The organism is Balneolales bacterium ANBcel1 (assembly GCA_029688905.1).
Taxonomy (GTDB): Bacteria; Bacteroidota; Rhodothermia; order Balneolales; family Natronogracilivirgulaceae; genus SLLW01.
The window spans coordinates 394,716-419,578 of record JARULB010000001.1 but is presented as its reverse complement, the minus strand read 5'-3'; the positions used below and the strand labels follow the sequence as shown (position 1 = coordinate 419,578).

The window sequence follows — 24,863 nt, the reverse complement described above, 5'->3', positions numbered from 1 at the left end:
ATTTTTCCGGCAGCCTCCGGAAGGGAACGGCAACGGGTGATGTAGGGTGCGTGAATGGGAGATGGAGACCAGAGGAATGCCACCTGGCCGGCTTCATTTTTTGCAACCTTGTGATAAAGGTTACGTAACAGATGCATGATGTACCCCGACCCTGTCCGGGGGGCACTTCCGGACAGGTACATGGGACGCATGGGGCGGGTGAAGGGTATGCCCGCTCGAAACAACGGGTTTATAAATTTGAAATGAGTTACGTTATGGCCTCAACCGCATCCACAAAAAAATCAAAAAAGAAAACCTGGCTGATCATCTCGGCCGTATTCGCCTGCTTTGTCCTGCTCATAGTTATCGGCCGTGCGGCCGGATGGATCGGGGGTGAGGGCGTAGGTCATCCTGTGGAAACCTCCACCGTGAGTGAACGAAACATCACCAGGATAGTAACTGCTACCGGGCGTATTCAGCCTGAAGTTGAGGTAAAAATAGCGCCCGATGTGTCCGGTGAAATTGTGGAGCTGAATGTCAGGGAAGGTGACTTCGTACAGGAAGGCGATCTGCTGCTGCGGATCCGGCCGGATATCATCCAGGCGCGTCTTGAAGAGGTTAACGCATCGCTGCTCAGCCAGAAATCGCAGATGGAGCGAAGCCGCGCCGCCATGCTTCGTGCTAAAAATGAATTTGAACAGCAGCGGACCCTCTTTGACCGGGGCATGGCCTCCCAGCTTGAATTTGAAAACGCGCAGCGAAGCTATCAGGCCGAAGAGGCCGCGTTTCATGCCAGCCGGTACCAGGTGGAAAACGCCCGGGCCCAACTGCGAAGGATCGAGGAGGAACTGCGCCAGACCACCATTCGTGCGCCGATGACCGGAACAGTGAGCCGCCTGGATGTGGAGCGTGGCGAACGGGTAGTCGGGAGTATCCAAATGGCCGGTACAGAAATGCTTCGCATTGCCCGTATGGAGCAGATGGAGGTTCAGGTGAATGTCAATGAAAATGATATCGTCTATGTTTCTGAAAATGATACCGCGCGGATCGAAGTGGATGCCTATCCCGGCCGCCAGTTTATCGGGACGGTAACTGAGATCGCCAACTCCGCCGTTACCAGGGGAGGCGGCACCGCCGACCAGATTACGGAATATCCGGTCAAAATCCGGATTTTGAGTCCGCATAATATTCAAAACGAAACCGGCCGGCCCACAGAGCCGGTCAGGCTGCAGGATACGGAAGTGATGGTGCCCCAACAAATAGCACACTTCAAGCCGGGTATGACAGCCACTGTTGATGTGGAAACACTCCGGGAGGAAGAGGTGCCCTCCATTCCGCTGCAGGCGGTGACCATGCGTGACTTCAGCCTGCAACGGGCGGATACCGCCGGCGTTGAGCGGGAAGACCTGCGCCGGGTGGTGTTCCGTGTCAATAACGGAACCGCCGAAATGGTGGAAGTCGAAACCGGTATAAGCGACGATCGGTTTATTCATATCACCTCCGGCCTCCAGGTAGGCGAGGAGATTGTTTCGGGTAATTACCGAATCCTGTCCAGGGTACTTGAAGACGGAGATGCCATAATGGTGACCCGCCGGCCGGGAAGCACCGTTGCCGGGCGATAATTTTTTGTGTCGCAACTGAAACTTCCGCCGGCAAAATCCGAAGAAACGGAGAAACAGGGGATGCCTGATTTTCCACCGGCATCCGATACCTTCAACCGATGAGTAATTGTCATGAACCAACAGGCCATAATAACCATCCGAGAACTCGAAAAGATCTACAAAATGGGTACCCAGCAGGTGAATGCCCTTCAGGGAGTAGATTTCGATATCCGAAAAAATGAATATGTCTCCATAATGGGGCCGTCCGGATCCGGCAAGTCCACCCTCATGAATATCATCGGTTGCCTGGATACCCCCACGGCAGGCAGCTACCACCTGAACGGACAGGATGTGAGCCATCTGAGCGACAACGAGCTGGCCGAAGTCAGGAACCGGGAAATCGGTTTTGTGTTCCAGACATTCAACCTCCTGCCGCGATCCGATTGCCTCGGAAATGTGGAACTTCCCCTTATCTATGCCGGCATGCGTGCTTCGGAGCGGAAGAAAAGGGCACTGGAGGTGCTTGACCGCGTAGGGCTTTCCGACCGTGTGGATCACAAGCCCAACGAGCTTTCCGGCGGACAAAGACAGCGCGTAGCCATCGCCCGTGCACTGGTCAACAACCCCTCCATTCTGCTGGCCGACGAGCCCACCGGTAACCTGGATTCTAAAACGGGCGAAGAGATCATGCGGCTGTTTGAGGATCTCTATGATGCCGGACACACCATCATTGTGGTAACTCACGAACAGGAAGTGGCGCAGCACAGCCGCAGGATCATCCAGCTCAGGGACGGGATGATCGAAACCGATGCCATGGTTGACCAGCCCGTACTGGCAAAGGCCGCCGCCCACGCCTGATACCGCCCGTCCGGTGCCGAACGGCGCCTTTGAGTATCCAGGGTGCCTGCGGCTTGCTCCCGGAATGATCAGATACAGGCATTTTCCATGAAATAATCCTATATTTGGGTTTTGAAATGTACCCGAACAAGGATTTGCTACAACAAACCCCCGAGTGATTTGAGCTACCAAGGAGACCCTTACCAACCATCCTCCAGTTTTTCCCTGTTTCCACCCGCCGTTAAGCACCTGCTGATCATCAACCTGCTTTTTTTTCTGGCATTGATGACTCCCGGGCTGAGTAACCTTGTATTCGGACTCGGTGCGCTCTGGCCGCTGAATCACCCGAATTTCATGCCCTGGCAGTTTGTCTCCTACATGTTTCTCCACGGTGGATTTGCCCATATCTTTTTCAACCTGTTTGCCCTCTGGATGTTCGGGCAGAGTATCGAAAATCTGTGGGGCACCCGGCGCTTTGTCATGTACTATTTTATCACCGGTATCGGCGCGGCACTGCTGCATATCGCCATTACCGGAGCCGATGTGCCGATGGTCGGGGCGTCCGGCGCGGTTTACGGAATCCTTCTGGCGTTTGCCATGATGTTCCCCAACCGCCCCATCTTCCTGATCTTTCTGCCCATTCCGATCAAGGCCAAGTATTTTGTCATGATTTTCGGCGCACTCGAGCTTTTTAACGGAGTCAGCAGCCTTCAGACCGGAATCGCCCATTTTGCCCACCTCGGGGGGATGGTGGTCGGCTATATCCTCATCCGCATATGGGGCATCAGAGGTAACTACGAGTAGCCCGGGGAACAGAACATGTCCATGTACGGCGATAGTTTTGGCACAGCACTGAAGCGGGGGTATCTCGGACTTCCGGTTGCGCTTCGTACCATCCTGGCGATAAATGTCGCCGTTTTTCTCCTTCAGATGGTGCTGATCGCATTCGGAGGATCATCCATCGCCGTGGGTATCACACGCGTATTCGGCTTTATTCCCGAATGGGGAATCAGCCTCACCCAGCCGTGGCGCCTGATCACCTACCTCTTCCTGCATGGCAGCATCCTCCACCTGGCCTTCAACATGCTTTGGCTCTGGTGGATGGGGCGTCCGGTCGAGCAACAGCTCGGCTCACGAAATTTTCTGGTGATTTATTTCGGATCGGGGATCGGCGGCGCACTCATCAACCTGGTGCTGAATCCCATCTTCGGGACAACGCTGACGATCGGCGCGTCAGGTGCCGTTTTTGGCATGATGGTCGCCTTTGCCATGCTTTTCCCGCGGATCCCCATCATGCTGCTGTTTCTGCCGCCGATCGAGGCGCGGTTTGTGGTGGCCGGCCTCATTGCCATCGACCTGCTTCTGATCTCTTCCGCAAGCGATAATGTTGCGCGGATCGTCCATCTTGGCGGCGCATTCTGGGGCTATGTCCTGGTCAAGCTCTATTTCCGCGGCTACAATTATGACCTGTGGGTGGAACAGCTGAAACAGCGATTCCGCACAAAGACCAGGCCCAAACCCAAATCCAGGCCGGTCACATCCACCCAAAACAGGGGCAGGATGCACATCGTAACCGATGCCGAAATTGTTGAAGAGCACAATCAGGACGAACTGGACCGTATTCTGGACAAGATTTCCAAATCCGGCTACGAAGGGCTGACAGCCGAAGAAAAACGTCTGCTGTTCGAACTAAGCAAGAAGAAATGAGGTTTTGCTTATTCGGGAACGTCGGTACGGCCCGGATCTCCGGCACAAGCAGGCCGGATTCAGCACCGATTCGCCATTTCAAACCGAATTTCCGTGAGTAATTCCGAACTTTTTATTTTTAGCGCGCTATCAGAAGGATTCAGGCTATGAGACAGATGCAGCGAAGAAAATCAATCCCGGTATTTGTGGGCGGCGTACAGGTGGGCGGCAATGCACCCGTAGTCGTTCAGTCGATGACCAATACCGACACGGCGGATATCCCCGAAACCATTGAACAGGTTCACCGGCTTGCGGCCGCCGGCTCCGAGCTGGTACGTATTACCGTGAATAACAAGGAAGCCGCCGAGGCGGTGCCCGCTATTGTGGAAGGTCTCGATAAACGGGGCGTAAAAGTGCCGCTCATCGGAGATTTTCACTATAACGGGCACATTTTGCTCACAGAGTATCCGGAATGCGCCCGGTTGCTGGCCAAGTACCGGATCAATCCCGGAAACACCGGAACACGCACACGTGACCAGAACTTTGTGACTATTATCGAGCAGGCGATCAAATGGGATAAGCCGGTACGAATCGGTGTCAACTGGGGATCGCTCGACCAGCAACTGCTGGCCGAACGCATGGACCGAAACAACGAACTCCCGGAACCGAAATCAGCCCGGGATGTGATGATGGATACCATGATCGAGAGCGCCATGCGTTCCACGGCCCTGGCCGAAGAGGTGGGGCTGCCCGCCGAGAAAATCATAGTGAGCTGCAAGCTGTCCGGAGTTCAGGATCTGATCGAAGCGTATACCCGCCTTTCGGATCTGTGCGAGTACCCGCTGCATCTCGGACTCACCGAAGCGGGGATGGGGAACAAGGGCGTGGTTGCCAGTACGGCGGCTCTGTCGATTCTGCTGCAGCAGGGTATCGGAGAGACCATCCGCGTTTCACTGACACCGATGCCGAACGGAGACCGCGCCGAGGAGGTTCGGGTGAGCCAGCAGATTCTTCAGTCGCTGGGCATTCGAAATTTCATCCCGCAAGTGGCCGCGTGTCCGGGTTGCGGCCGAACAAAAAGCACCTACTTCCAGGAGCTTGCAGATGAAATCCACAACTACATCGTTGAGATGATGCCTGTCTGGCGTAAGGTGTACCCCGGCGTTGAAGATATGAACGTGGCGGTCATGGGGTGCGTAGTCAACGGACCGGGCGAATCCAAACACGCAAACATCGGTATTTCTCTTCCGGGAACATTCGAGGAACCCAAAGCGCCGGTCTATATCGACGGAGAGCATCACTCCACCCTCACCGGCGACCGTATCGGCGAAACCTTCCGCAAGATGCTGGACGATTATGTCGTCAGCCGGTATGGCAGGAAAAAGGAGATGGCCACGTCCGAATAGCCTGATCCCTGCATAATTGCAATGTAAACACCCAGGGTAGACTGACAGTTGTCCGACGAACACGCGGACCCAATAGCTTGATATCCGCATAATGGCTATGTAAACGGCCAAACGTTGTGTTTCAGGGGTTTGACGGGTAAAACCGCTTTTTTGTAAAAAGCGGTTTTTTGTCACGGGGAAAAAGATGTAAGCGCTCACAAAAATAAAAAATTCTCCCTGATTGCTTTGAAATTGTAAGCGCTATCATTACCTTGAAGCAATACAGGCGGCAGATATCGCTGTGAACACGCTTGTTACCGGATAGCAGAAAGCCGGTCAGTACTACGGGCAGTGCAAGATGATATTCCATCAGCACAACATTCTTTTTCCTTTGTCAAACTGAACACTAAAGAGAACATTACATATGTTAAAAAAACGAAACGGACTACAGGTATTTCTGTTCCTGCTGTTTGCCTTTTCGCCAATGATTTATGGAGGCGGGACGGCTTTGGCGCAGGAAATAGAGGTACAAGGGCAGGTAGTTGATGCCAACACCAATGAAGAATTGATTGGCGTAAATATTGTAATCAAGGGCACAACAAGAGGAACGACCAGCGACCTTGACGGGAACTTCTCTTTGAGAGCCGCCGAGAATGATACGCTGGTTTTTTCCTATGTAGGCTATCAGGTTCGTGAGGTGCCGCTTGAAGGCCGGACGTCCCTCACCGTTGAACTGATGTCCGAGGCCATATTCGGCGATGAGGTCGTCTTTGTCGGATATGGCGTAAGACGGGTGGAAGACAATACCGGATCCATCCGGACGGTGTCATCAGAGAACTTCAACCAGGCCGGCCGGCCCTCGATCGGTGAATTGTTTCAGGGCAGGATTCCGGGCGTGGAGGTCACCACCAGTGATGGTGCCCCCGGCAGCGGGTCACCCATCCGGATTCGGGGCGGTTCTTCGCTGTCCGCGAGTAATGATCCTCTGTATGTGATCGACGGCGTACCGGTCGCCCCGGGCGGGATATCAGGTATGAGGGATCCGCTTAACGCGCTTAATCCCAATGATATCGAGTCGGTTACCGTTTTGAAGGACGCGTCCGCTACCGCCATTTACGGCTCAAGGGCCTCCAATGGTGTGATTGTCATCACCACAAAACGGGGAAGAGAAGGCCAGCCTCCCTCATTCTCATATAGCGGTAAGTTTTCCTACAAAACCCAGGGGGAAACCCTCGAAATGCTTTCGACCGAACAGTTTCGTCAGACCATCGAGGAGCGTTTTCCCAATCAGACACACCTGCTCGGTGATCATAATACCGACTGGCAGGATGAGATTTATAGCAATGTGGTAAGCCATGAGCACGATGTGAGTGTTTCCGGCCACTACGCAGACTGGAATCTTCCTTACCACCTTTCCATCGGCTTTTCCGGTGATGAAGGGTTGCTGAGGACTTCCTCCAACGACCGTCTCACCGGTTCACTATCGCTTTCGCCCAGTTTCCTGGATGGAGATCTCCGGGTGGATATGAACCTCAGAGGCGCGCGCGTCGAAAACCGCTTTGCCGACCAGGGAGCGCTCGGAGCCGCTGTGGCCATGGACCCCACCCAACCCGTAAGGGTGGATGATGACCGCTTTGGCGGCTATTTCGCCTGGCTGGATGGCTCCGACAATCCGATTCCGATCTCAACGACCAACCCTGTTGCATTGCTGGAACAACGCAGGGATGAATCCACGGTGTACCGCTACTCCGGAAAATTGCAGATGGATTACACCTTGCCCTTCATGAGGCAGGTGACGGCAACCGTGAATGCCGCGTTTGACTATTCGGATGTCGGTGACGGAAGTGTAGTGGTTTCCGACCTCGCCGCATTTGATTTCGAGGGAGAGCGCAGGCTTTCCGGAAACCGAACCGATTACGACCAGCGCAGGGAAAACCAGCTTCTGGACATCTATCTGAATTACGAAGAGGAGTTTCGCAATATCAACAGCCGCCTTGACGCCACATTGGGGTACTCCTGGCAGCATAACTACGAAGAAGGCTCCAGCTACACCACCAACTTCAACAGGGCCGATACCCTCGTCGTCTATTCGGATACCGATTACAAAACCGAGAACTATCTGGTCTCGTTCTTCGGGCGGGTCAACTACGCGTTCATGGATCGATACCGCCTGACCGCCACCCTGCGGGCCGATGGTTCTTCCAGATTTTCCGAAGATAACCGCTGGGGCTACTTCCCCTCCATGGCATTTGCCTGGAGCCTGGACCAGGAGCCCTTCATGCGTGGATTTAACAATCTTTCCGACCTGAGGCTCCGGATCGGATACGGGGTTACCGGCCAGCAGGAAATCTTCCAGGGCAACTACCCATATCTCGCCCGCTATACCTTCAGTGAACCCACCGCCTACTACCGGTTCGGTAATGAATTCGTCCAGACCCTCCGACCGGAAGGGTACAACGAAGAGCTGAAGTGGGAAGAGACCACAACATACAACCTCGCGCTGGACTACGGATTCTACAACGACCGGATTCGCGGTTCCGTCGAAGTGTATCACAGGGAAACCAAAGACCTGCTGAATGTGATTCCTGTCCCCGCAGGATCCAACTTCACTAACCGGATTATCTCCAATATCGGTTCGCTGGAAGTGCAGGGTATCGAATTCGACCTGACCGGAGCGCTCATCGCCACCGAAGATACCTACTGGGAAATTGGGTTCAACGTGAGTCACAACGTTAATGAAATCACCAAACTGACGACCGTAGACGACCCTTCCTACATCGGAGTGGAAACCGGTGGTATTGCGGGAGGTGTCGGCAATAACATTCAAATTCACACGGTGGGTCACGCGCGCAATTCTTTCTATGTGTTCGAGCAGGTGTATGATGAGGACGGAAATCCTGTTGAGGGCGCCTATGTCGATCGCAATGGCGACGGACGCATCACCGATGCCGACAAATACCGGTTTGAAAGTCCGGATCCCGACGTAACCTTCGGCTTTTCATCACGGTTCCGCCATCGCAACTGGGATGCCTCCTTCTCGGCCAGAGCCCAGATCGGAAACTACGTGTACAACAACATCGCTTCCGAATACGGATTCTACGCCGACATGTACTATAACGGATACCTGAGGAATTCCCCGGCATCCGTACTGGAGACCAACTTCGTGAATTCGCGTTTCCACTCCGACCATTACGTGGAAAACGCCTCTTTCTTCCGCCTGGACAATGTCTCCGTAGGGTACACCTTCGACAACCTCTTTGACCTGGGCACCACCATGAGGCTCTCCGGTACGGTGAGCAACGTGTTTGTTATCACCAACTACAGCGGGCTGGATCCCGAAGTGTTCGGAGGTATCGATCAGGTGCTCTTCCCCAGGCCGCGTACCTTTGTCATGGGCGTGAATATCAATTTCTAACGGAACACTTTAATTCTCCGAGATTATGCAAAAACTCAATTTGAAATTACTACTGATTGCCGTGATTGTCGCCATGGTGCCTCTGTGGACATCATGCACCGGTGATCTGTCGACAACGCCGATTGACGACAGTGAGATCACATCCGACATGGTCTACGACAGCCCCGAGAATTTCCGCAAGGTGCTGGCGAAGCTCTATGCGGGGTTTGCGGTCACCGGACAGGAAGGACCTGCCGGAATGCCCGACATCGACGGAATTGACGAAGGATTTTCCAGCTATCTGCGCCAGTACTGGGTGCACCAGGAGATCCCGACCGATGAAGCCGTCGTGGGATGGTCCGACCCCGGACTTCCCTCTTTCAATACCCAATCCTGGGGTGCCAGCAATGACTTCGTAATGGGTATGTACAGCCGAATCTTCTATCAGATCACCCTTGCCAACGAGTTCATCCGCAACGCCCGGGATGAAAGCGACGCGCAGATCCAGCAGTATATGGCCGAGGCGCGCTTCCTGAGGGCATTGAGCTACTGGCATGCGCTTGACCTGTTCGGCGGCGGCGTTCCTTTTGTCACCGACGACGACCCGATTGGCGCGTTCGAACCCCAACCCGTTGGCAGCCAGGCGCTGTTCGAGTTCATTGAAAGCGAGCTGCTGGCAATTGAAAATGATATGCCCGCACCCCGTGCCAATGACTATGGCCGCGCCGACCGTGCCGCTGTCTGGATGACCCTGGCGAAACTCTATCTGAACGCCGAAGTCTATATCGGTGAAGCCCGCTGGGGCGATGCCGTTACCTTCTCCAACCGGGTGATTCAGGATGGGGGGTATTCTCTGCATCACACCTACCAGCACCTGTTTCTGGCCGATAACGACCAGGCCGAAGGCGTGATTTTCGCTATCCCGTTTGACGGGAACATGACGCAGACCTACGGTGGGACCAACTTTATCGTGCACGCCGCAATCGGCGGTTCCATGGATGCCTCTGAATTTGGTGTTGCCGGCGGATGGGGAGGCCACCGGGTTACCCCGCAATTTGTCGAGAAATTCGACCTGGACAATGACGGCCGCGCCATGTTCCATACCGACGGGCAGTCGCTGGAAATTGAAGATATCACCGACTTCAACCACGGATACGCCGTCACAAAATGGAAAAATAAGACTTCAACCGGTGCAGACGGGTCGCGTACGGCTTATGTCGACACCGACTTCCCGATGTTCAGGCTGGCCGACGCCTATCTGATGTACGCTGAAGCCACACTTCGCGGCGGACAGGGCGGAAACACCGCTACCGCTGTGGACCTGGTCAACCAGCTCCGCCAACGCGCTTTCGGGGATGATTCCGGCAATATCTCGGCTGGTGACCTCACCCTCGACTTCATCCTCGATGAACGGGCGCGGGAACTTTACTGGGAAGGCCACCGGCGTACAGACCTTGTCCGACACGGAAAATTCACAACCGCAGATTATGTCTGGTCGTGGAAAGGCGGTAGCCAGGAGGGATTCTCAACTTCGGATCACCTGAATATTTATCCGATCCCGTCATCGGATATCAACGCCAATCCGAACTTGACTCAGAACCCGAATTACTAATCCGTTTTTAACATTTAATTACAGAACAATGAAACGATTTAGCTTGTTTACGATCTCGATGGTTCTGGTCTTTGCGTTCTATTCCTGCGACAAAGATTCAGGACCGGTAATGAGCTCTTCGCCGGGTTCCGCCTCTATCACATCGCCGGAGCCGAACCAGAGCTTTGTGCTCACCGAAGATCAGGCCGATGAAGAGCTGTTTACACTGGAGTGGTCGGCTGCCGATTATGGATATGACGCAGCCATCGTCTACTCGGTGCAGATGAGTCCGGCAGGGGATAATTTCGAAAACTTCACCCGCCTTACCCAGACGCATGAAACATCCCATACGTTTAGCGTGGGACAAATAAACAGCGCCCTTATTTCAATGGGATTCCAGGAAGGGGACCAGGCAAGCGTCCAGTTCCGTATCCTTTCCGAACTTGATGGCGCCAGAATGGATGAAATGCTGGTTTCCGAACCCATCGGAATGGCATTTTCACCGTACGAAGTGGTGATTGAGTACCCCGAACTCCAGGTTCCGGGCAGCCATCAGGAATCCAGCAATTACGGTAGCAACTGGAGTCCCGATGATCCCAACATCGCGCGCCTCTATTCCATTGACAACGACAATCAGTACGAAGGCTATGTCTATGTCGCAGAGGATGGAAGCGAGTTCAAGTTCACCCAGGGCGCTTCCTGGGATGTCAACTGGGGGGATGACGGTGCCGACGGTACACTTCAAACAGACGGTGCCAACATCGAACGCGACGCCGGGTACTACAAGATCAACGTGGATCTGGATGCGCTCACCTACGAGACTCTCAACACTCATTGGGGGCTTATCGGTGACGCCACACCGGACGGATGGGATGCCGACCAGGACATGACCTATGATCCCGATGAGCATGTCTGGACGATCACCCTGGATCTGACCGAGGGACACATGAAGTTCAGAGCCAATGACGACTGGGCCCTGAACTACGGCGATGACGGCCTGGATGGTGAATTGAGCGAAGGTGGCGCAGATATTCCGATTGACGCCGCCGGAAACTATACCGTCATTCTGGACCTGTCCGGCCCCATCTATACCTACGATGTGATCATGAACTAATCCGTAACACCTGGTATCCGCTTGTCCACCGGACAGGCGGATACCACTTATTTTTTTATTCCCGGAATTTGAGCTCAACAATCTATGATATCGCGAAGGAGGCGGGCGTAAGTATCGCCACCGTTTCCAGGGTCTTCAACAACAGCAGTAGCGTTACCGCCAAAACCAGGGACAAAGTGCTGGCCGTCGCCGAGAAAATCGGGTATCACCCGAGGGCTCTCGCGCAAAGCCTTGCTCGTAAAAAGACGGGCATAATCACTGTGATCGTTCCGGTAATCTCCAACTACTTCTTTATGGAGGTATTGGCCGGTATGCAGGACAAGATTGCCGACTACGATTACGACCTGCAGATTTTTAATGTCAAAATGGCCGATGACCTGCTCGGCCAGGCGAACGATATCATGAAACGTGGCTGGGGTGAAGGCTATATTGTGATCTCCGTGCACCTCGCTGACAGCGAGTGGGAAAAATTGCGCCGCTATGGGGTTCCCGTGGTACTTATCGATGAGTATTTTCATGGATTCGATACCATCAGCGTGGATAGCATCGAAGGCGCATATACCGCTACAAACCACCTCATCGAAGAAGGATACCGCTCAATCGGTATGATTTGTGCCATGCAGGAGTCAAAACCCAGCTATGAGCGTGTTCTGGGCTACAGACGGGCCATGGAAGACGCCGGCCACCTCGTCAACCCCGATATGATCGTTACCGGTGATAATATGGAACGCGACGGATTCACCGAGGTGAACGGGTATGAGGCCATGTCGAAACTCCTTGAAATGAAACAGCCGCCGGAAGCCTGTTTCTGCGCTTCCGATATCCAGGCGCTGGGTGCCGTCAAAGCAATGCGCGATTATGGGAAGCATATGTCCATTATCGGATTCGATGACCTCCAGTTTTCCGAATACTTCGGACTTTCAACCATGAGGCAGCCCATGTACGACATGGGGGTCTTGTCGATTGACAAAATAATCAGCCGCATAGATAACAAAGAAACAGACATCACTCACACCGTTTTTTCACCCGATCTGGTCCTGCGCAACTCCTCGCCCAGATATGCCGGTATGGCACCCGAAAAGGTTAAGCCGGCTCAAAGCGGCTCACCTACGTAATGTAACGGCCATTGTATCCTGAACCGGCCGTTTGCAGCCATCCCCCCATTCACAGTATCCCGGCTGTATGCGGGTGCCGACAATTCCGGCAAGTCCGCTTTCAGCCCTGAAGGCCAGGTCATTTCGGCCATCGGGATAAGGCCTGCCTGAAGACCATCCTGAATTCACTCCAGACCTCTCATCACTTCTCCGACTATGATCCGCTTATCACAATTACCGCTTTTGAATGATCTTTCACTTCGGATACCTGCATCAGGTTTTTCACGTTGCAGCTTTTTCCCGAATCGGCCGGAAACTCATCAAAACAACCCCCGCGCCGGATCCGAAAAAAAGAAATCGCCATCAAATGGGTCAAAAGTCCTCGCATTCGCGGTTCTCACACTACTGATCCTGCTTTTCGCTGCGCAAAGCACGATTGCGCAGACAGTGCGCACAGAACCTGCGTTTCCTGTTCTTGATTCACCGGTAACCATCATTTTCGATGCTTCCGAAACCGACCTGGCCGGCTATGGAGGTGATGTGTACACCCATACCGGTGTCATACTTAATGAGGGGGGCGACTGGAGCTATGTCATCGGCGACTGGGGCAACGACAACAACCAGCCTCAGCTCGATAACACGGGTGGTGATATCTGGGAACTTCATATTGAAGATATCCGCGACTTCTACGGACTTCCACAGAGTACCGGGGAAATTCACCAGCTTGCCATGGTATTTCGCGGGGAAGGAGGGAGTCCGCAGACAGAGGACTTTTTCGTGGATATCTACGGCGAGGAACTGATCGTCAGGTTTGACCTGCCCCGGCTGCCCTCCATGGGCCCGCTGATCGTCAATCCATCGGAAGTGATTACCATTGAAGCTTCCGCGCACGTGACCGGAGTGGCTACCGTCACCCTGGAGCTCTTTATCAATGAAAACTCGGTCGCACAGGAATCCGGCCCTACTCTAAGCTACGACTTCACACCGCAGGATTCCGGCGAGACCCATGTCCGCATTGTGGCCGAGGATGATGGAGGAAATACAGCCGAAGCATCGTTTGAAGTCATCATCAATCCCGGTATCACGGAAATACCGGTTCCGGATGGAATGGAACATGGCATCAACTACCACGAAGGAGACGACAGCAAAGCCACCCTGGTGCTCTGGGCCCCCGAAAAGGAGTTTGTCTATGTGATCGGTGACTTCAACGACTGGCAGGCCGATACCGACTATTTCATGGCGCGTGAAACCGCCTCGGCCGACAGTGTTCTGTTCTGGCTCACTCTCGACGGACTCGAGCCCGGTTTGGAGTATGGCTTCCAGTACCTGATTGACGGCGACATCCGCATGGGTGATCCGTTTTCACACAAGGTCCTCTCCCCGTGGAAGGACCGGCATATCTCCAGTGCCGTCTATCCCGGCCTGAAGGAATATCCCCACGGCATGACCGAGCACATGGTCAGTATACTGGAAACAGGACGGCAGCCGTACCAGTGGCAGGCAACGGACTATCAGCGGCCCGACCCGTCCGAACTGGTGATATACGAGTTGCTGATACGCGATTTTCTGGATAACGGAACCTACGCCAACCTCGCCGATACACTCGACTACCTCCACCGGCTGGGGGTCAACGCCATCGAGCTGATGCCGGTGAGCAACTTCGACGGTAACGACAGCTGGGGCTACAATCCCAATTTCCACCTTGCCCTGGACAAAGCCTACGGTCCGGCCGACGAATTCCGCCGGCTGGTGGACGAGGCGCACAAACGGGATATGGCCGTTATTCTGGATGTGGTCTACAACCACGCGACGGGCCAGTCACCGCTCATCCGCCTGTACGGCGAAAACCGGAATACCAACCCACTCATCGGTCCCGGACACGCCTATAATGTATTCAACCACCTCAATCACGACCATCCTTTCATCAAGTACTGGATGGACCGGGCCAATCGCTACTGGCTGGAAGAGTTTAATGTGGACGGATTCCGGTTCGACCTGACCAAAGGGTTCGCCACTAATGTGCAGGAGGGCGGGATGCTGGACGGCTACAATCCCGAGCGTATCGCAAATCTGAAGCGCATGGCGGATGAGATGTGGAGCGTGGACCCGGATTCCTACATCATCCTCGAACATTTTGCCGCCAACGAAGAGGAAAAAGAGCTGGCCGCATACCGAACGGATGAGGGCTATAACGGCATGCTGCTCTGGGGCAATCACAACTACAACTACAGCGAAGCCTCCATGGGTTGGCACGACAGCAACAAGTCCAATTTTTCCGGGGTCTATTACCGGAACCGTGACTGGGAGCATCCAAACCTGATCGGCTACATGGAGAGCCACGACGAGCAGTGGCTGATGTTCAAGAATCTGAATTATGGAAACAGCGGCGATCGATACGATATCACCCGACTCACCAACGCTCTGAACCGGCAAAAACTGGCCGGCGCGTTTTTCCTGACTATCCCCGGACCCAAGATGCTCTGGCAGTTCGGTGAGCTTGGGTATGGCGGCGGACCGGACGAATGCCTCAAACCCGGCGACGGCACCAATGGGGATTGTGAACCCGGCGATCCCGGACGAACCGATCGCAAACCCGTGCGATGGGATTATTACGACGATCCGGATCGCTACGCGGTGTATCAGACCTGGCAGTGGCTGCTCAAAATGCGTCAGGAAAACCCGGTGTTCCACGATACCGATACCGAGGTCAATTTCTATGGCATGAACACATCCATCAAAACCATCACGCTGCAGCACGAAACGATGGACGCGGTGATAGCCGGTAATTTTGATGTCGAATTCATGGAAATCCGGCCGCGATTTACCGAAACCGGCACCTGGTATGAATACTTCTCCGGCGAGTCGATTGAGGTAACCGGCGATATGCTCGGTGATAACTGGTCTGTTGAAGTCCCGCCCGGCGTATTCCGCATCTATACGACAGAGCCGCTGGAGACACCGCCACAGGGTATAGCGCCGACATCAGCGGATCCGGAGGATGGGTACGCAGAGCGGCCGGAGCGTTTTGCCCTGAACCCGAATTACCCGAATCCGTTCAATCCGGCAACCACGATTTCGTATGAGCTGGCTCATGATGCTCATGTCGATCTCCATGTTTACGACATACTCGGACGCCGGGTCGCGACACTGGTGAATACCCCTCAGTCTGCAGGTGCTCATACGGTTACCTTTGACGCATCCGGCCTGAGCAGCGGTACCTATCTGATCCGGATGCAGGCCGGCCAGCATACCTTCACCCGAAAAATGATGTTGTTGAAATAATGAGAGGTGCGTGACACCCGGGCATATTCTCCGTTATTCTGGGATAAAGCTAGCGTAGAATTTGCCTGGAGTCACACGTTTCTCCATAAATTTGCCTGCCATATGCGAAATGTACTGCTGAGTGCCATATTTGTGACATTGACCCCGGTGGTGGTATTTGCACAAAGTCACCAGGACTGGACCTATAACCTGGGCATGTACGAAGTAAATATCCGCCAGTATACCGAAGAAGGAACATTTTCAGCGTTTGCGGAACATCTTGACCGTCTTGAGGAAATGGGTGTCGGTATTTTATGGCTGATGCCCATCCATCCGATCGGCCTGGAGAACAGGCTTGGGTCGCTGGGCAGCTACTACTCGGTCAGGGATTACAAAGATATCAATCCCGAATTCGGAACACTGGAAGATTTTGAAGATCTGGTCCGGGAGATACATGAACGAGGGATGTATGTGATGCTTGACTGGGTTCCCAATCACACATCGTGGGATAACTATTTGACAGAAGAACACCCGGAGTGGTACATCACCGAAGGGGGAGAGTTTATCCCTCCACCCGGCACAGGTTGGTCTGATGTGATACAACTGGACCACTCCAATCCCGATTTGCTGGACTACATGATCGATGCGATGCTTTTTTGGGTAGAAGAGTACAACGTCGACGGCTTCCGCTATGATGCCGTATCCCATGTGCTGGAAGATGATTTTCTGGATGATCTCAACCAGGCGTTGAAGGATGCCAGGCCCGATATTTTTTTGCTCGCCGAACATCATGAGCCAAAATGGCATGACCTGGGTTTTGATATGTCATTCGGATGGGGGCTTTACGGCTTCGGTCACGGTGTCTTAAGACGAATTGCCGACGGAGATGACGATGCCGGAGATCTGCACAATTACATGCAGGATGAAATCAATCGGTTTCCACCGGAAGCCTACCGGATGTATTTTACCTCCAATCATGACGAAAATTCGTGGGTAGGGACGACCGCCGAATTGTTCGGGGACGCTGCAGAAGTTTTTGCCGTGCTGACACATACGATATCTGGTATGCCGCTGATTTACAGCGGGCAGGAAGCGGGTCTGGACGAAAGGCTCGCCTTTTTCGAGAAAGACCAGATCAACTGGCAGGAGCATCCGAAAAAGGATATGTACACGTCTCTTCTGCAACTGAAGAGGGAAAACCAGGCTCTCTGGAACGGCGATTTGGGAGGTCAGCCGCAACGGGTCGGCACTTCCAACGATCAGGATGTATATGCATTCACGCGGTCTGTGGATGAGGATCAGGTGTTTGTGATGTATAACCTGTCGGACTCTGAACAAACGGTGACTTTGGAGTCCAATGACGGATACTCCGGACAGTATCGTGAAATTTTTACCGGAAGTGTATCCAACTATCATGGCCAGGAGACGGTCACATTGCCGGCCTGGGGATATCGGGTATATGAACGGCTCGGTGATCCGACCTCTTCCATGACTGATGAGCTTCCGGAACGCTATTCCTTGCACCAAAACTATCCAAACCCGTTCAATCCTGCGACCACAATAGCCTACGAGTTACCGGAAGCGGTTCATGTCGAAATTGCGGTTTTTGATATGCTCGGCAGGAGGGCAGCGACTCTGGTCAATAACCGGCAGGAACCGGGGGCACACACAGTTAACTTCGACGCATCCGGCCTCAGCAGCGGTACCTATTTGATCCGAATGCAGGCCGGCCAGCATACCTTCACCCGAAAAATGATGTTACTCAAATGAAAAATCGTTTGTCTTCGCAGTGTGATTTTACCGGAAAGGCAGATCACTCCCATTCGGAAACCAGTAGCACAGGTTATCCTGGCGGCCGTTGTTACAAATCCTGGAATGCCGGATGGTGCCCGTCCGGCCTGATCATGGCGTTGCTCTTTCTCGCGTTATTGCTTTTTGGATGCGGTTCGCCGGAGGATCCCTATGCCGTTCCGGACCATGTGCCGGATGAAGACCTGACATCGGTGCCGGAATGGACACAGGACGCGATCTGGTATCAGATTTTTGTCGAGCGATTCCGGGACGGCGATCCGGACAACCAGCCCGATTTGGTGAGTATTGATGGCTCGTGGCCGCACGACCAACCGGATAGCTGGGAGCCGACTCCGTGGGGCCATGACTGGTACACTCATGATGATTGGGTCGCCGATACGGATCTGGACATCTATGAGTGGATTCACATGCGCCGGTATGGCGGAGATTTGCAGGGCGTGCTGGATCAGCTCGACTATCTGGAAGACCTCGGAATCACGGCGATCTATTTCAACCCGCTGAACGACGCGCCATCCATGCATAAATATGACGCAAGAAATTTCCGGCATATCGATGTGAATTTCGGGCCCGACCCCGAGGGTGACCGCGAGCTGATGGCGCAGGAAGATCCGGCCGATCCCGATACGTGGGTCTGGACTGCCGCCGACAAAATGTTCCTGAAGGTGATCGAGGAGGCGCACCGGCGTGACATTCGCGTGATCATGGACTACTCCTGGAATCACACAGGTGTCACTTTCTGGGCCTGGCAGCACATTTTGGAGCATCAGGAAGATTCGCCGTATTCAGATTGGTATCAAATCGAACGGTTTGATGATCCGGAAACCGATGAGAACGAGTTTGAGTACTCCGGATGGGCGGGGGTACCTGAGTTGCCGCAATTCCGCCGGTACGATTCAGTGGATGATTTCGAGCATGGGGAGATGATTCCCGGCGACCTTCATCCCGACCTGAAGCGTCATATTTTTGCCGTCACCCGGCGCTGGATGGCTCCCGACGGCGATGTGGATCGCGGTGTGGACGGGTTCCGGCTGGATGTCGCCGAACTGATTCCCGTCGACTTCTGGCGGGATTATCGCAAATTTGTGCGGAGCATCAACCCGGATGCCGTATTGATAGGCGAATTGTGGTGGGCCGACTGGCCGGAAGAAATGATGGATCCCACCGACTGGCTTCAGGGCGATATCTTCGATGCAATCATGAACTACCGCTGGTACATGCCAACCCGGCAATGGCTTGGCAGAGCAGTGCCCGAGCTGACCAACCCCTCCGAATACATCCATCATCTTGACTCGGTATCGGCGGGAGTGCGGGAGGAGGTGCTGCGCGCGAATATGAATCTGACGGCCAGCCATGACAGCCCCCGTTTCTCCACTTCCATTTACAATCAGCGTCAGTATAAATACCGGGTCAATCCGCGGGAAACCCCCGATTACAAAATCCATCGGCCGGACGAGCGGACCTGGCGGGATGTGCGTCTTATTCTGGCCCAACAATTTACCTGGCCGGGTGCACCGCATGTCTGGATGGGTGACGAGTTTGGAATGTGGGGCGCCGACGATCCCGATAACCGCAAGCCGCTGATCTGGCCGGACCTGGAGTTCGAAGACGAAACCACGCATCCGTTCGACCGCGAACGGCCCCGAGATGAGGTCAGGGCCGATCTCGAGCTGTGGAACTACTACCGCCATCTGATCCATCTGCGGCGTGAGAACCCGGTTTTTTCATGGGGTGAGCTGAATGTGCTGATGGCTGATGACGAACGTAATGTCCTGATCTACGAGCGCAGTTTTGGCGACAGGGTGGCAGGCGCCGGTTCAGGCACTGATGGCGCTGGAAACCCGGATCCGACGGGCAGTCCCCGTGCGATTATCCTGTTCAATAACCATGAACAGGAGTCGGCGGAATTGACGATCCCGCTGGAAGATCCCCAGCACTGGAATGAAGTGCTCAATCTGCAGAATATCGCCCGACACCGTTCCGATGATGGTCTGAGAGTTACCATGCCACCCACATCTGCGGCCATTTTCATGAAATCCGGGGAGGAGTAGCGGGGGAAGCGAATGGAAGCTGTGCCCGGACCCTGGTCACGACTTCGGGTTCGGGTCAGAGTCATGTTTCGAACCAGAGTCAAGCTCAGGGCCAGACTCAAGCTCCGGCTCTGACTCATCCTCAATCGCAACCGGTTCTTCAAAAACGGGTTCCACGACTTTCTGTTCCTGGAGAACGATCATGACGAACCAGCACAGGGAGGCCCAGAAAAAGCCGACCGTCCATCCGAACAGTACATCGGTTGGGTAGTGAACTCCGAGCAGTACTCTGGTAATTCCGATGATCAGCGTCGCCAGAATTGGGATGCTGATGGTGTATAACCGGATGCGCGGGCTTGCTTCCAAACGCGAGAGCAGCGATCCGAGTGTCAGATAGACCACCGCGGAGAGCATGGAATGTCCGCTCGGAAAACTGGGACTGGTTTCCACCATCAGTGCCGGGACAATATCCGGTCGTTCCCTGAGGAAAAAGTCTTTCAGAACCAGGCTAATGAACAGGCCGCCGACGGTTGCTACTACTACCAGTGCCGCTGACCGGTAACTGCCTTTGAGAACCAGGTACCCGGTGACAAAAATAACGGTGAGGGTCAGTACCGTCGCTCCGCCGAGAGCGGTCAGGTCCCGTACGGCTTCATCAATCCAGTGCGGACCGCGGAGCAGTTCGGGATGATCAGGATTCCGGGCAATACTCAAAGCCCAGTTGTCAAACTGCATCGCACGTTCAACGAAGAACAGATCCCGGATTTCGATCCCGCCCCGTATAATCAACAAGAGTATAAAAAGGCCAAGCAGGATCAAGAACTCCTTTTTGAAAAGCTTGTTCAGCTTGGGGATATGTTGGCTGCTTTTATCCAGAATAGGCATGTCGAAACTCTGTTTGTACTTGAATTAGCGATAGCCTGTAAATAACATAAACTTGCACATTAGTTCAATGTGCTGGGGATTGGCAGCTGTACAGGTATCGAAATTGATCCATGTGCACGGTAATACGCGGCGATTGAGGCATCAGCCCCATTCCACGGCCTCATCGCCAAAAAAAGGGACGATATGTCAAAAAAGAGCCCATTTTACCGTAAAAAAAAGTATTTTCTAACCTTGATTTGCTGAGTAACCGAAAAGAAACTGCCGAAACGAGCGATTGTGTGAAGCCAGGCTGAATTTATTCTGCTCTCTTTTATAGGAAATGCTTTTAATCATCTACAACAACTCTGCGGGCAAGGGTACTGCCCGGAAAATCATCGAGGACCTTTGCGTGGCGCTGGATCGGATGGGTGCCGCCTATCGCACCGTTGAAAAAAGCCGGTTTTCAAGGGCCGAAGCCGTCGGGATATTTGAAGCGCAGAAAATCAGTCATGTAATCATTTGTGGTGGTGACGGCACCATCAACCGGAGTGTGAACGATCTGGATGCCTATTTGGAAGAGATCAAGATCGGGGTTATTCCCAGTGGATACGGGAACCTCATCGCCAAAGCGCTTCAGAGTACATCCTCTCTTGAGGATTTCCTGGCCGGTGAAGGCCGGGCGGGCAAAAAAGATGTCAAGGTGGGCAAAGCCAACGACCGTTTCTTTTTGAATGTGGTATCGGTGGGATCGACGGCAGATACGGTGGCGGTGGTTGAAAAGTTCAGGCATACCTTGCCGGGCTCCGTCATTTACCGGGTCTTCGGCGGTATCATCACCCACATGTTCTTCTTCCTGCTCATTCAGTTGAAAATTATCACCTACGGAAGGAAAATCGACTATCCCACATCACGTGCCTGGATGCGGACAGGCGGCAATGCATCCAAAAGCGCGTTTTCCATTTTTTCCAATATCAGGGATACCATTGGGCAGTACAAGTTCCTCTACCTGCCGGGAACCCGGTTCATCCCGTGGAGTATCAGCTGTGCACCCGTTACTTCCGATGAATACCAGGTCGAGCATAACGATCCTTTTTACTGGCAGATCGACGGAGAACCGCAGGAAAAAACCACCTCTCTCAAAATCTCCTTTGCTTGCCGCCATTTAAATATCCAAACGCTGACGCAAGACCGGGACTGATTCATGACCGAATTCATATTCATGATCTTTGAGTCCATATCCTGGCCTGCCGCATTGACAATCGGTTTTTTTCTGCTCCTCCTGCATGGCATCTTCCTGACACCACCCAGTGAGCTGTCACTTGCAGCCATCGGCCTGTATGCCACATTGCATGAGTGGCTGTTTTTTCCCGCTCTGCTTGTCACTACCGCCGGAAACATGGTCGGTTGCGTCATCCTCTTCAAAATAAGCCGGCGCTATTCGACCTGGATCACCAACTTTTTGCAGACCAGCCGGTTCCGGTATGTCAACTATCTTATCCAGAAAGCCCGCAGTGACTTCCATAAATACGACCAGCTGTTTGTGCTGTATGGCCGCTTTATTCCCAATATCCGGTCCGTGATATCCATACCGGCAGGTTTTTCGAATATGCCGCTGTCGACCTATATTCTCTATTCAGGCATCGGATGCCTGGTTTGGTCGCTGTTCTGGATATCGGTCGGTTATTTTGCCGGCCAGCCGCTGCTGCGAATCATAGAGACGCATCAGACACTTGCCCTGATTCTGCTCATCCTCACCATCCTGGTATTTGTCGCACACCGCTATCACATCCTCCGCACCAGGGATCTGGCATCCGGCGAAGGATGAATCGAGGAACCCTGCTCACTCAACGGTGCCGTCAATCTCAATCCGGTACAGGCTCACACTGAATGGAGCAAATGCGGGTTGCCCGGGTAAGCCGCCGGAAAATTCCAGCTCTTCAATTTCAACCTCCGGCTTCTGTCCCGGCAGAATTTGCGCATCGAGATTGTCCGGCGCCATCCGCCACAAGGTTCCGCTGTCCGCAAGGCGAACTCCCCGAACCTCCAGGTTAATAGACTCCTCCTGCTCGGTTGGGTTGATGACGGCGATGGTAAGGGCGCTGCCATCCTCCGTAAGCGCGGCGGCCACATCCAGCGGGAAGGTCGGACTGCCCGCATTGATGCGCGGATCCTGACCACCTGGCCCGTACACCGGTTCGGTTTGAGGACGGTTGCCGGATACGGTTACCGGTATGTGTCCATAGTGGTTGCTGTACAACTTGAACAGCAGTCCGGTCGGACTCAAAGCCGCTTCGGTTCGGTTCATGCTCAACAGGGAGTTGGCAAAGGTGAAGTTTGCCATCGTGAACAGATCCGAATGACGGAACAGCTCATGAAACACCCAGGCATTAGCCGGAACGACCCGATAACTGGTGGACGGCACCCCGGCATATGCCCACTCGGCGAGAGCAATCGGTATTCTCTTCTCCTGCAGCTCGGGAATCAGTTCAAGATAGTCGTGGTACGCATCCACCTTTGTCTTGACATGGTTTGCCGGTCGGCGCATCCATTCAACCAGGGGTTCGTCAGTGTTGCGGGCAACGCTTTCGCCGGTTTCAATATCGAACCGCCGGTCGGCATAGGCGTAAAAATGCTCACTGATCATATCCATGTTGTGGAGAGAGTGCTGAAACAGTCCGCCGGTCCAGTCGGCTGGGCCCAAATATTCCGTGAGGATCTGGCCGGTGCGCTGCTCCGATTCGCCGGAACAGGTCATGGCATCCGGCATGGCCCCGCTTCCGATCAGAATGATGGACGGGTCGGCCGCCAGCATGGCGTCGGCAAACTGATTGTGCTTGTGCACGAACTGATCCAGTGCCATGGCGCCCATCTGCCAGGATCCCCAGGCCTCATTGCCGACACCCCAGTATTTTATGCCATATGGTTCGGGATGGCCGTTATCCGCGCGCCATTTGCCCATGGGAGTGTCTGTGCTGCCATTGGCATATTCCACCAACTTCGCCGCGCTCCAGGCGTCCCCAAATCCGGCATTGACCGTGATATACGGTTCCACATCCAGCAGGCGGGTAAGTGTAATAAATTCGTCGGTACCCACGTCGTTGGGCTGAAGCGCACCCCAGTGAACGTCGATCACGGGTGGGCGCTTGTCGATATCGCCGACCGCTTTCTGCCATTCATGGGCGGAGACGAAGTTGCCGCCGGGAAAGCGATAGACCCCGGCATCAATAGATTGCAGCTTGGTGATCACCTCTCTGCGGTACCCCTCCATATTATCCGCCGGCATCATCGATAACGCTCCGATCCACACCGATCCTGTTCCGGTGGCCGTAATTTCGAGCGCGGCATCGTCGGTTGCGGCCCCCGCGACGAACTCAAACTCATGGGTGACATAGTCGCCCTGGGGAACATCCAGCGTAACGGTTTGGTAGCCATCTTCCGAGTCGTTCCAGACAAGCCGCAACGCCACCCGGGCATCATCATCCGCAGCCAGTATGATACGTCCGGTGTATTCGCGCCCTTCGGCAAGGATCAGCCCGGTTTGGCGTATGCCTCTGGGCTCCAGGCGGTCCAGCGTGATAACAGGACTCTGCTCGCCGGTAAATGCGCGTTCACGATCCATCCCGATCGCATCCGCCGATCCGATTTCCACCCAAAATGGATCCTGTGGCTGAGGGTCCCGGCCGAGAATCGGTATCTCTGAAATGGCAAAATAGAACTTCCGGTCGGCGATCATCTCGGCCCAAATGTCCTTGTTGATGATATCCCTGATGTGCTCAATGAATTGCCCGTAGAGATGTTGAGATATCGGAGCATGCGTTTCCGAAGCATTGATGACCACTTCAACCGGACGATCTTCGGTCATGCTGCCGGCAAATACCGCCGGATGAACAAATAATAATGGCACTAATACAAATAGTCGGATTCCATTTTGGAATCTGCCCCTGCAACCTGATAATAATTCTCTCATTCCATTACCCTCCAATTTTTTACCGTTATACCATGCAGGCAATTTGTGAAAACGGAATATGACTTGCAAACGGGTTCTTCGGTTCTTGTAACATATGGGGCAAGGGTATGTAAGCAATTCTGAAACAAAGCTGTGAGATGCAGCAACATTTACATGTACTTACATCAGCGGGATTCCCGCATTTTATTTAGCTTGAATGAATTGCAGGACCAAAACCCTCAACTCGCACACACCGGCCAGGCCCTTCCAGG

16 protein-coding genes are annotated in these 24,863 nt (G+C 53.9%); 14 read left to right on the top strand and 2 right to left on the bottom strand.

Features of this window, described 5'->3' with window-relative positions:
• The first annotated feature begins 242 nt into the window (after positions 1–242).
• The 12 genes from QA596_01625 (at position 243) to QA596_01570 (ending at position 19,802) form a co-directional block, all read left to right on the top strand.
• The gene (locus QA596_01625; protein MDG5766147.1) at positions 243–1,601 is read left to right on the top strand and encodes an efflux RND transporter periplasmic adaptor subunit; all 1,359 of its coding nucleotides are present in this window, start codon (positions 243–245) and stop codon (positions 1,599–1,601) included.
• A 111-nt stretch (positions 1,602–1,712) separates the two neighbouring features.
• Positions 1,713–2,438 carry an ABC transporter ATP-binding protein gene (locus QA596_01620; GenBank protein ID MDG5766146.1) on the top strand — a complete coding sequence of 242 codons (726 nt, stop codon included), beginning with the start codon at positions 1,713–1,715 and terminating at the stop codon, positions 2,436–2,438.
• Between the two features lie 159 nt (positions 2,439–2,597).
• Positions 2,598–3,221 carry a rhomboid family intramembrane serine protease gene (locus QA596_01615; GenBank protein MDG5766145.1) on the top strand — a complete coding sequence of 208 codons (624 nt, stop codon included), beginning with the start codon at positions 2,598–2,600 and terminating at the stop codon, positions 3,219–3,221.
• Positions 3,222–3,242: 21 nt separating this feature from the next.
• Entirely contained in the window at positions 3,243–4,124 is an 882-nt protein-coding gene (locus QA596_01610; GenBank protein ID MDG5766144.1) for a rhomboid family intramembrane serine protease, read from the top strand.
• Between the two features lie 146 nt (positions 4,125–4,270).
• Complete coding sequence (gene ispG / locus QA596_01605; protein ID MDG5766143.1) at positions 4,271–5,509, top strand: flavodoxin-dependent (E)-4-hydroxy-3-methylbut-2-enyl-diphosphate synthase; 1,239 nt, start codon at positions 4,271–4,273, stop codon at positions 5,507–5,509.
• Between the two features lie 403 nt (positions 5,510–5,912).
• Positions 5,913–8,903: a SusC/RagA family TonB-linked outer membrane protein gene (locus QA596_01600; GenBank protein ID MDG5766142.1), complete on the top strand. Its 2,991-nt coding sequence runs from the start codon at positions 5,913–5,915 to the stop codon at positions 8,901–8,903.
• A gap of 25 nt (positions 8,904–8,928) precedes the next feature.
• Entirely contained in the window at positions 8,929–10,494 is a 1,566-nt protein-coding gene (locus QA596_01595; protein MDG5766141.1) for a RagB/SusD family nutrient uptake outer membrane protein, read from the top strand.
• Between the two features lie 28 nt (positions 10,495–10,522).
• Complete coding sequence (locus tag QA596_01590; GenBank protein ID MDG5766140.1) at positions 10,523–11,587, top strand: SusE domain-containing protein; 1,065 nt, start codon at positions 10,523–10,525, stop codon at positions 11,585–11,587.
• A 68-nt stretch (positions 11,588–11,655) separates the two neighbouring features.
• Entirely contained in the window at positions 11,656–12,702 is a 1,047-nt protein-coding gene (locus QA596_01585) for a LacI family DNA-binding transcriptional regulator (GenBank protein MDG5766139.1), read from the top strand.
• Positions 12,703–13,128: 426 nt separating this feature from the next.
• Positions 13,129–15,963: an alpha-amylase family glycosyl hydrolase gene (locus QA596_01580; protein MDG5766138.1), complete on the top strand. Its 2,835-nt coding sequence runs from the start codon at positions 13,129–13,131 to the stop codon at positions 15,961–15,963.
• Between the two features lie 102 nt (positions 15,964–16,065).
• Complete coding sequence (locus QA596_01575; GenBank protein ID MDG5766137.1) at positions 16,066–17,712, top strand: alpha-amylase family glycosyl hydrolase; 1,647 nt, start codon at positions 16,066–16,068, stop codon at positions 17,710–17,712.
• Between the two features lie 134 nt (positions 17,713–17,846).
• Positions 17,847–19,802 (top strand): alpha-amylase family glycosyl hydrolase, encoded by a 1,956-nt coding sequence (locus QA596_01570; protein ID MDG5766136.1) that lies wholly within the window; start codon positions 17,847–17,849, stop codon positions 19,800–19,802.
• A gap of 36 nt (positions 19,803–19,838) precedes the next feature.
• On the opposite strand, the gene QA596_01565 is transcribed toward QA596_01570, so the two are convergent.
• A complete protein-coding gene (locus QA596_01565; GenBank protein ID MDG5766135.1) occupies positions 19,839–20,666 on the bottom strand; it encodes a phosphatase PAP2 family protein in 828 nt (275 codons plus the stop codon).
• A gap of 319 nt (positions 20,667–20,985) precedes the next feature.
• On the opposite strand from QA596_01565, the gene QA596_01560 reads away from it, so the two are divergent.
• Both QA596_01560 and QA596_01555 read left to right on the top strand, forming a co-directional pair.
• A complete protein-coding gene (locus QA596_01560) occupies positions 20,986–21,843 on the top strand; it encodes a diacylglycerol kinase family protein (GenBank protein MDG5766134.1) in 858 nt (285 codons plus the stop codon).
• 3 nt (positions 21,844–21,846) lie between these two features.
• Positions 21,847–22,470, top strand: coding sequence for a DedA family protein (locus QA596_01555; protein ID MDG5766133.1), 624 nt, complete (start codon positions 21,847–21,849; stop codon positions 22,468–22,470).
• A 15-nt stretch (positions 22,471–22,485) separates the two neighbouring features.
• Here QA596_01555 and QA596_01550 read toward each other — a convergent pair whose 3' ends face one another.
• The gene (locus QA596_01550; protein ID MDG5766132.1) at positions 22,486–24,549 is read right to left on the bottom strand and encodes a hypothetical protein; all 2,064 of its coding nucleotides are present in this window, start codon (positions 24,547–24,549) and stop codon (positions 22,486–22,488) included.
• Positions 24,550–24,863 lie beyond the last annotated feature (314 nt).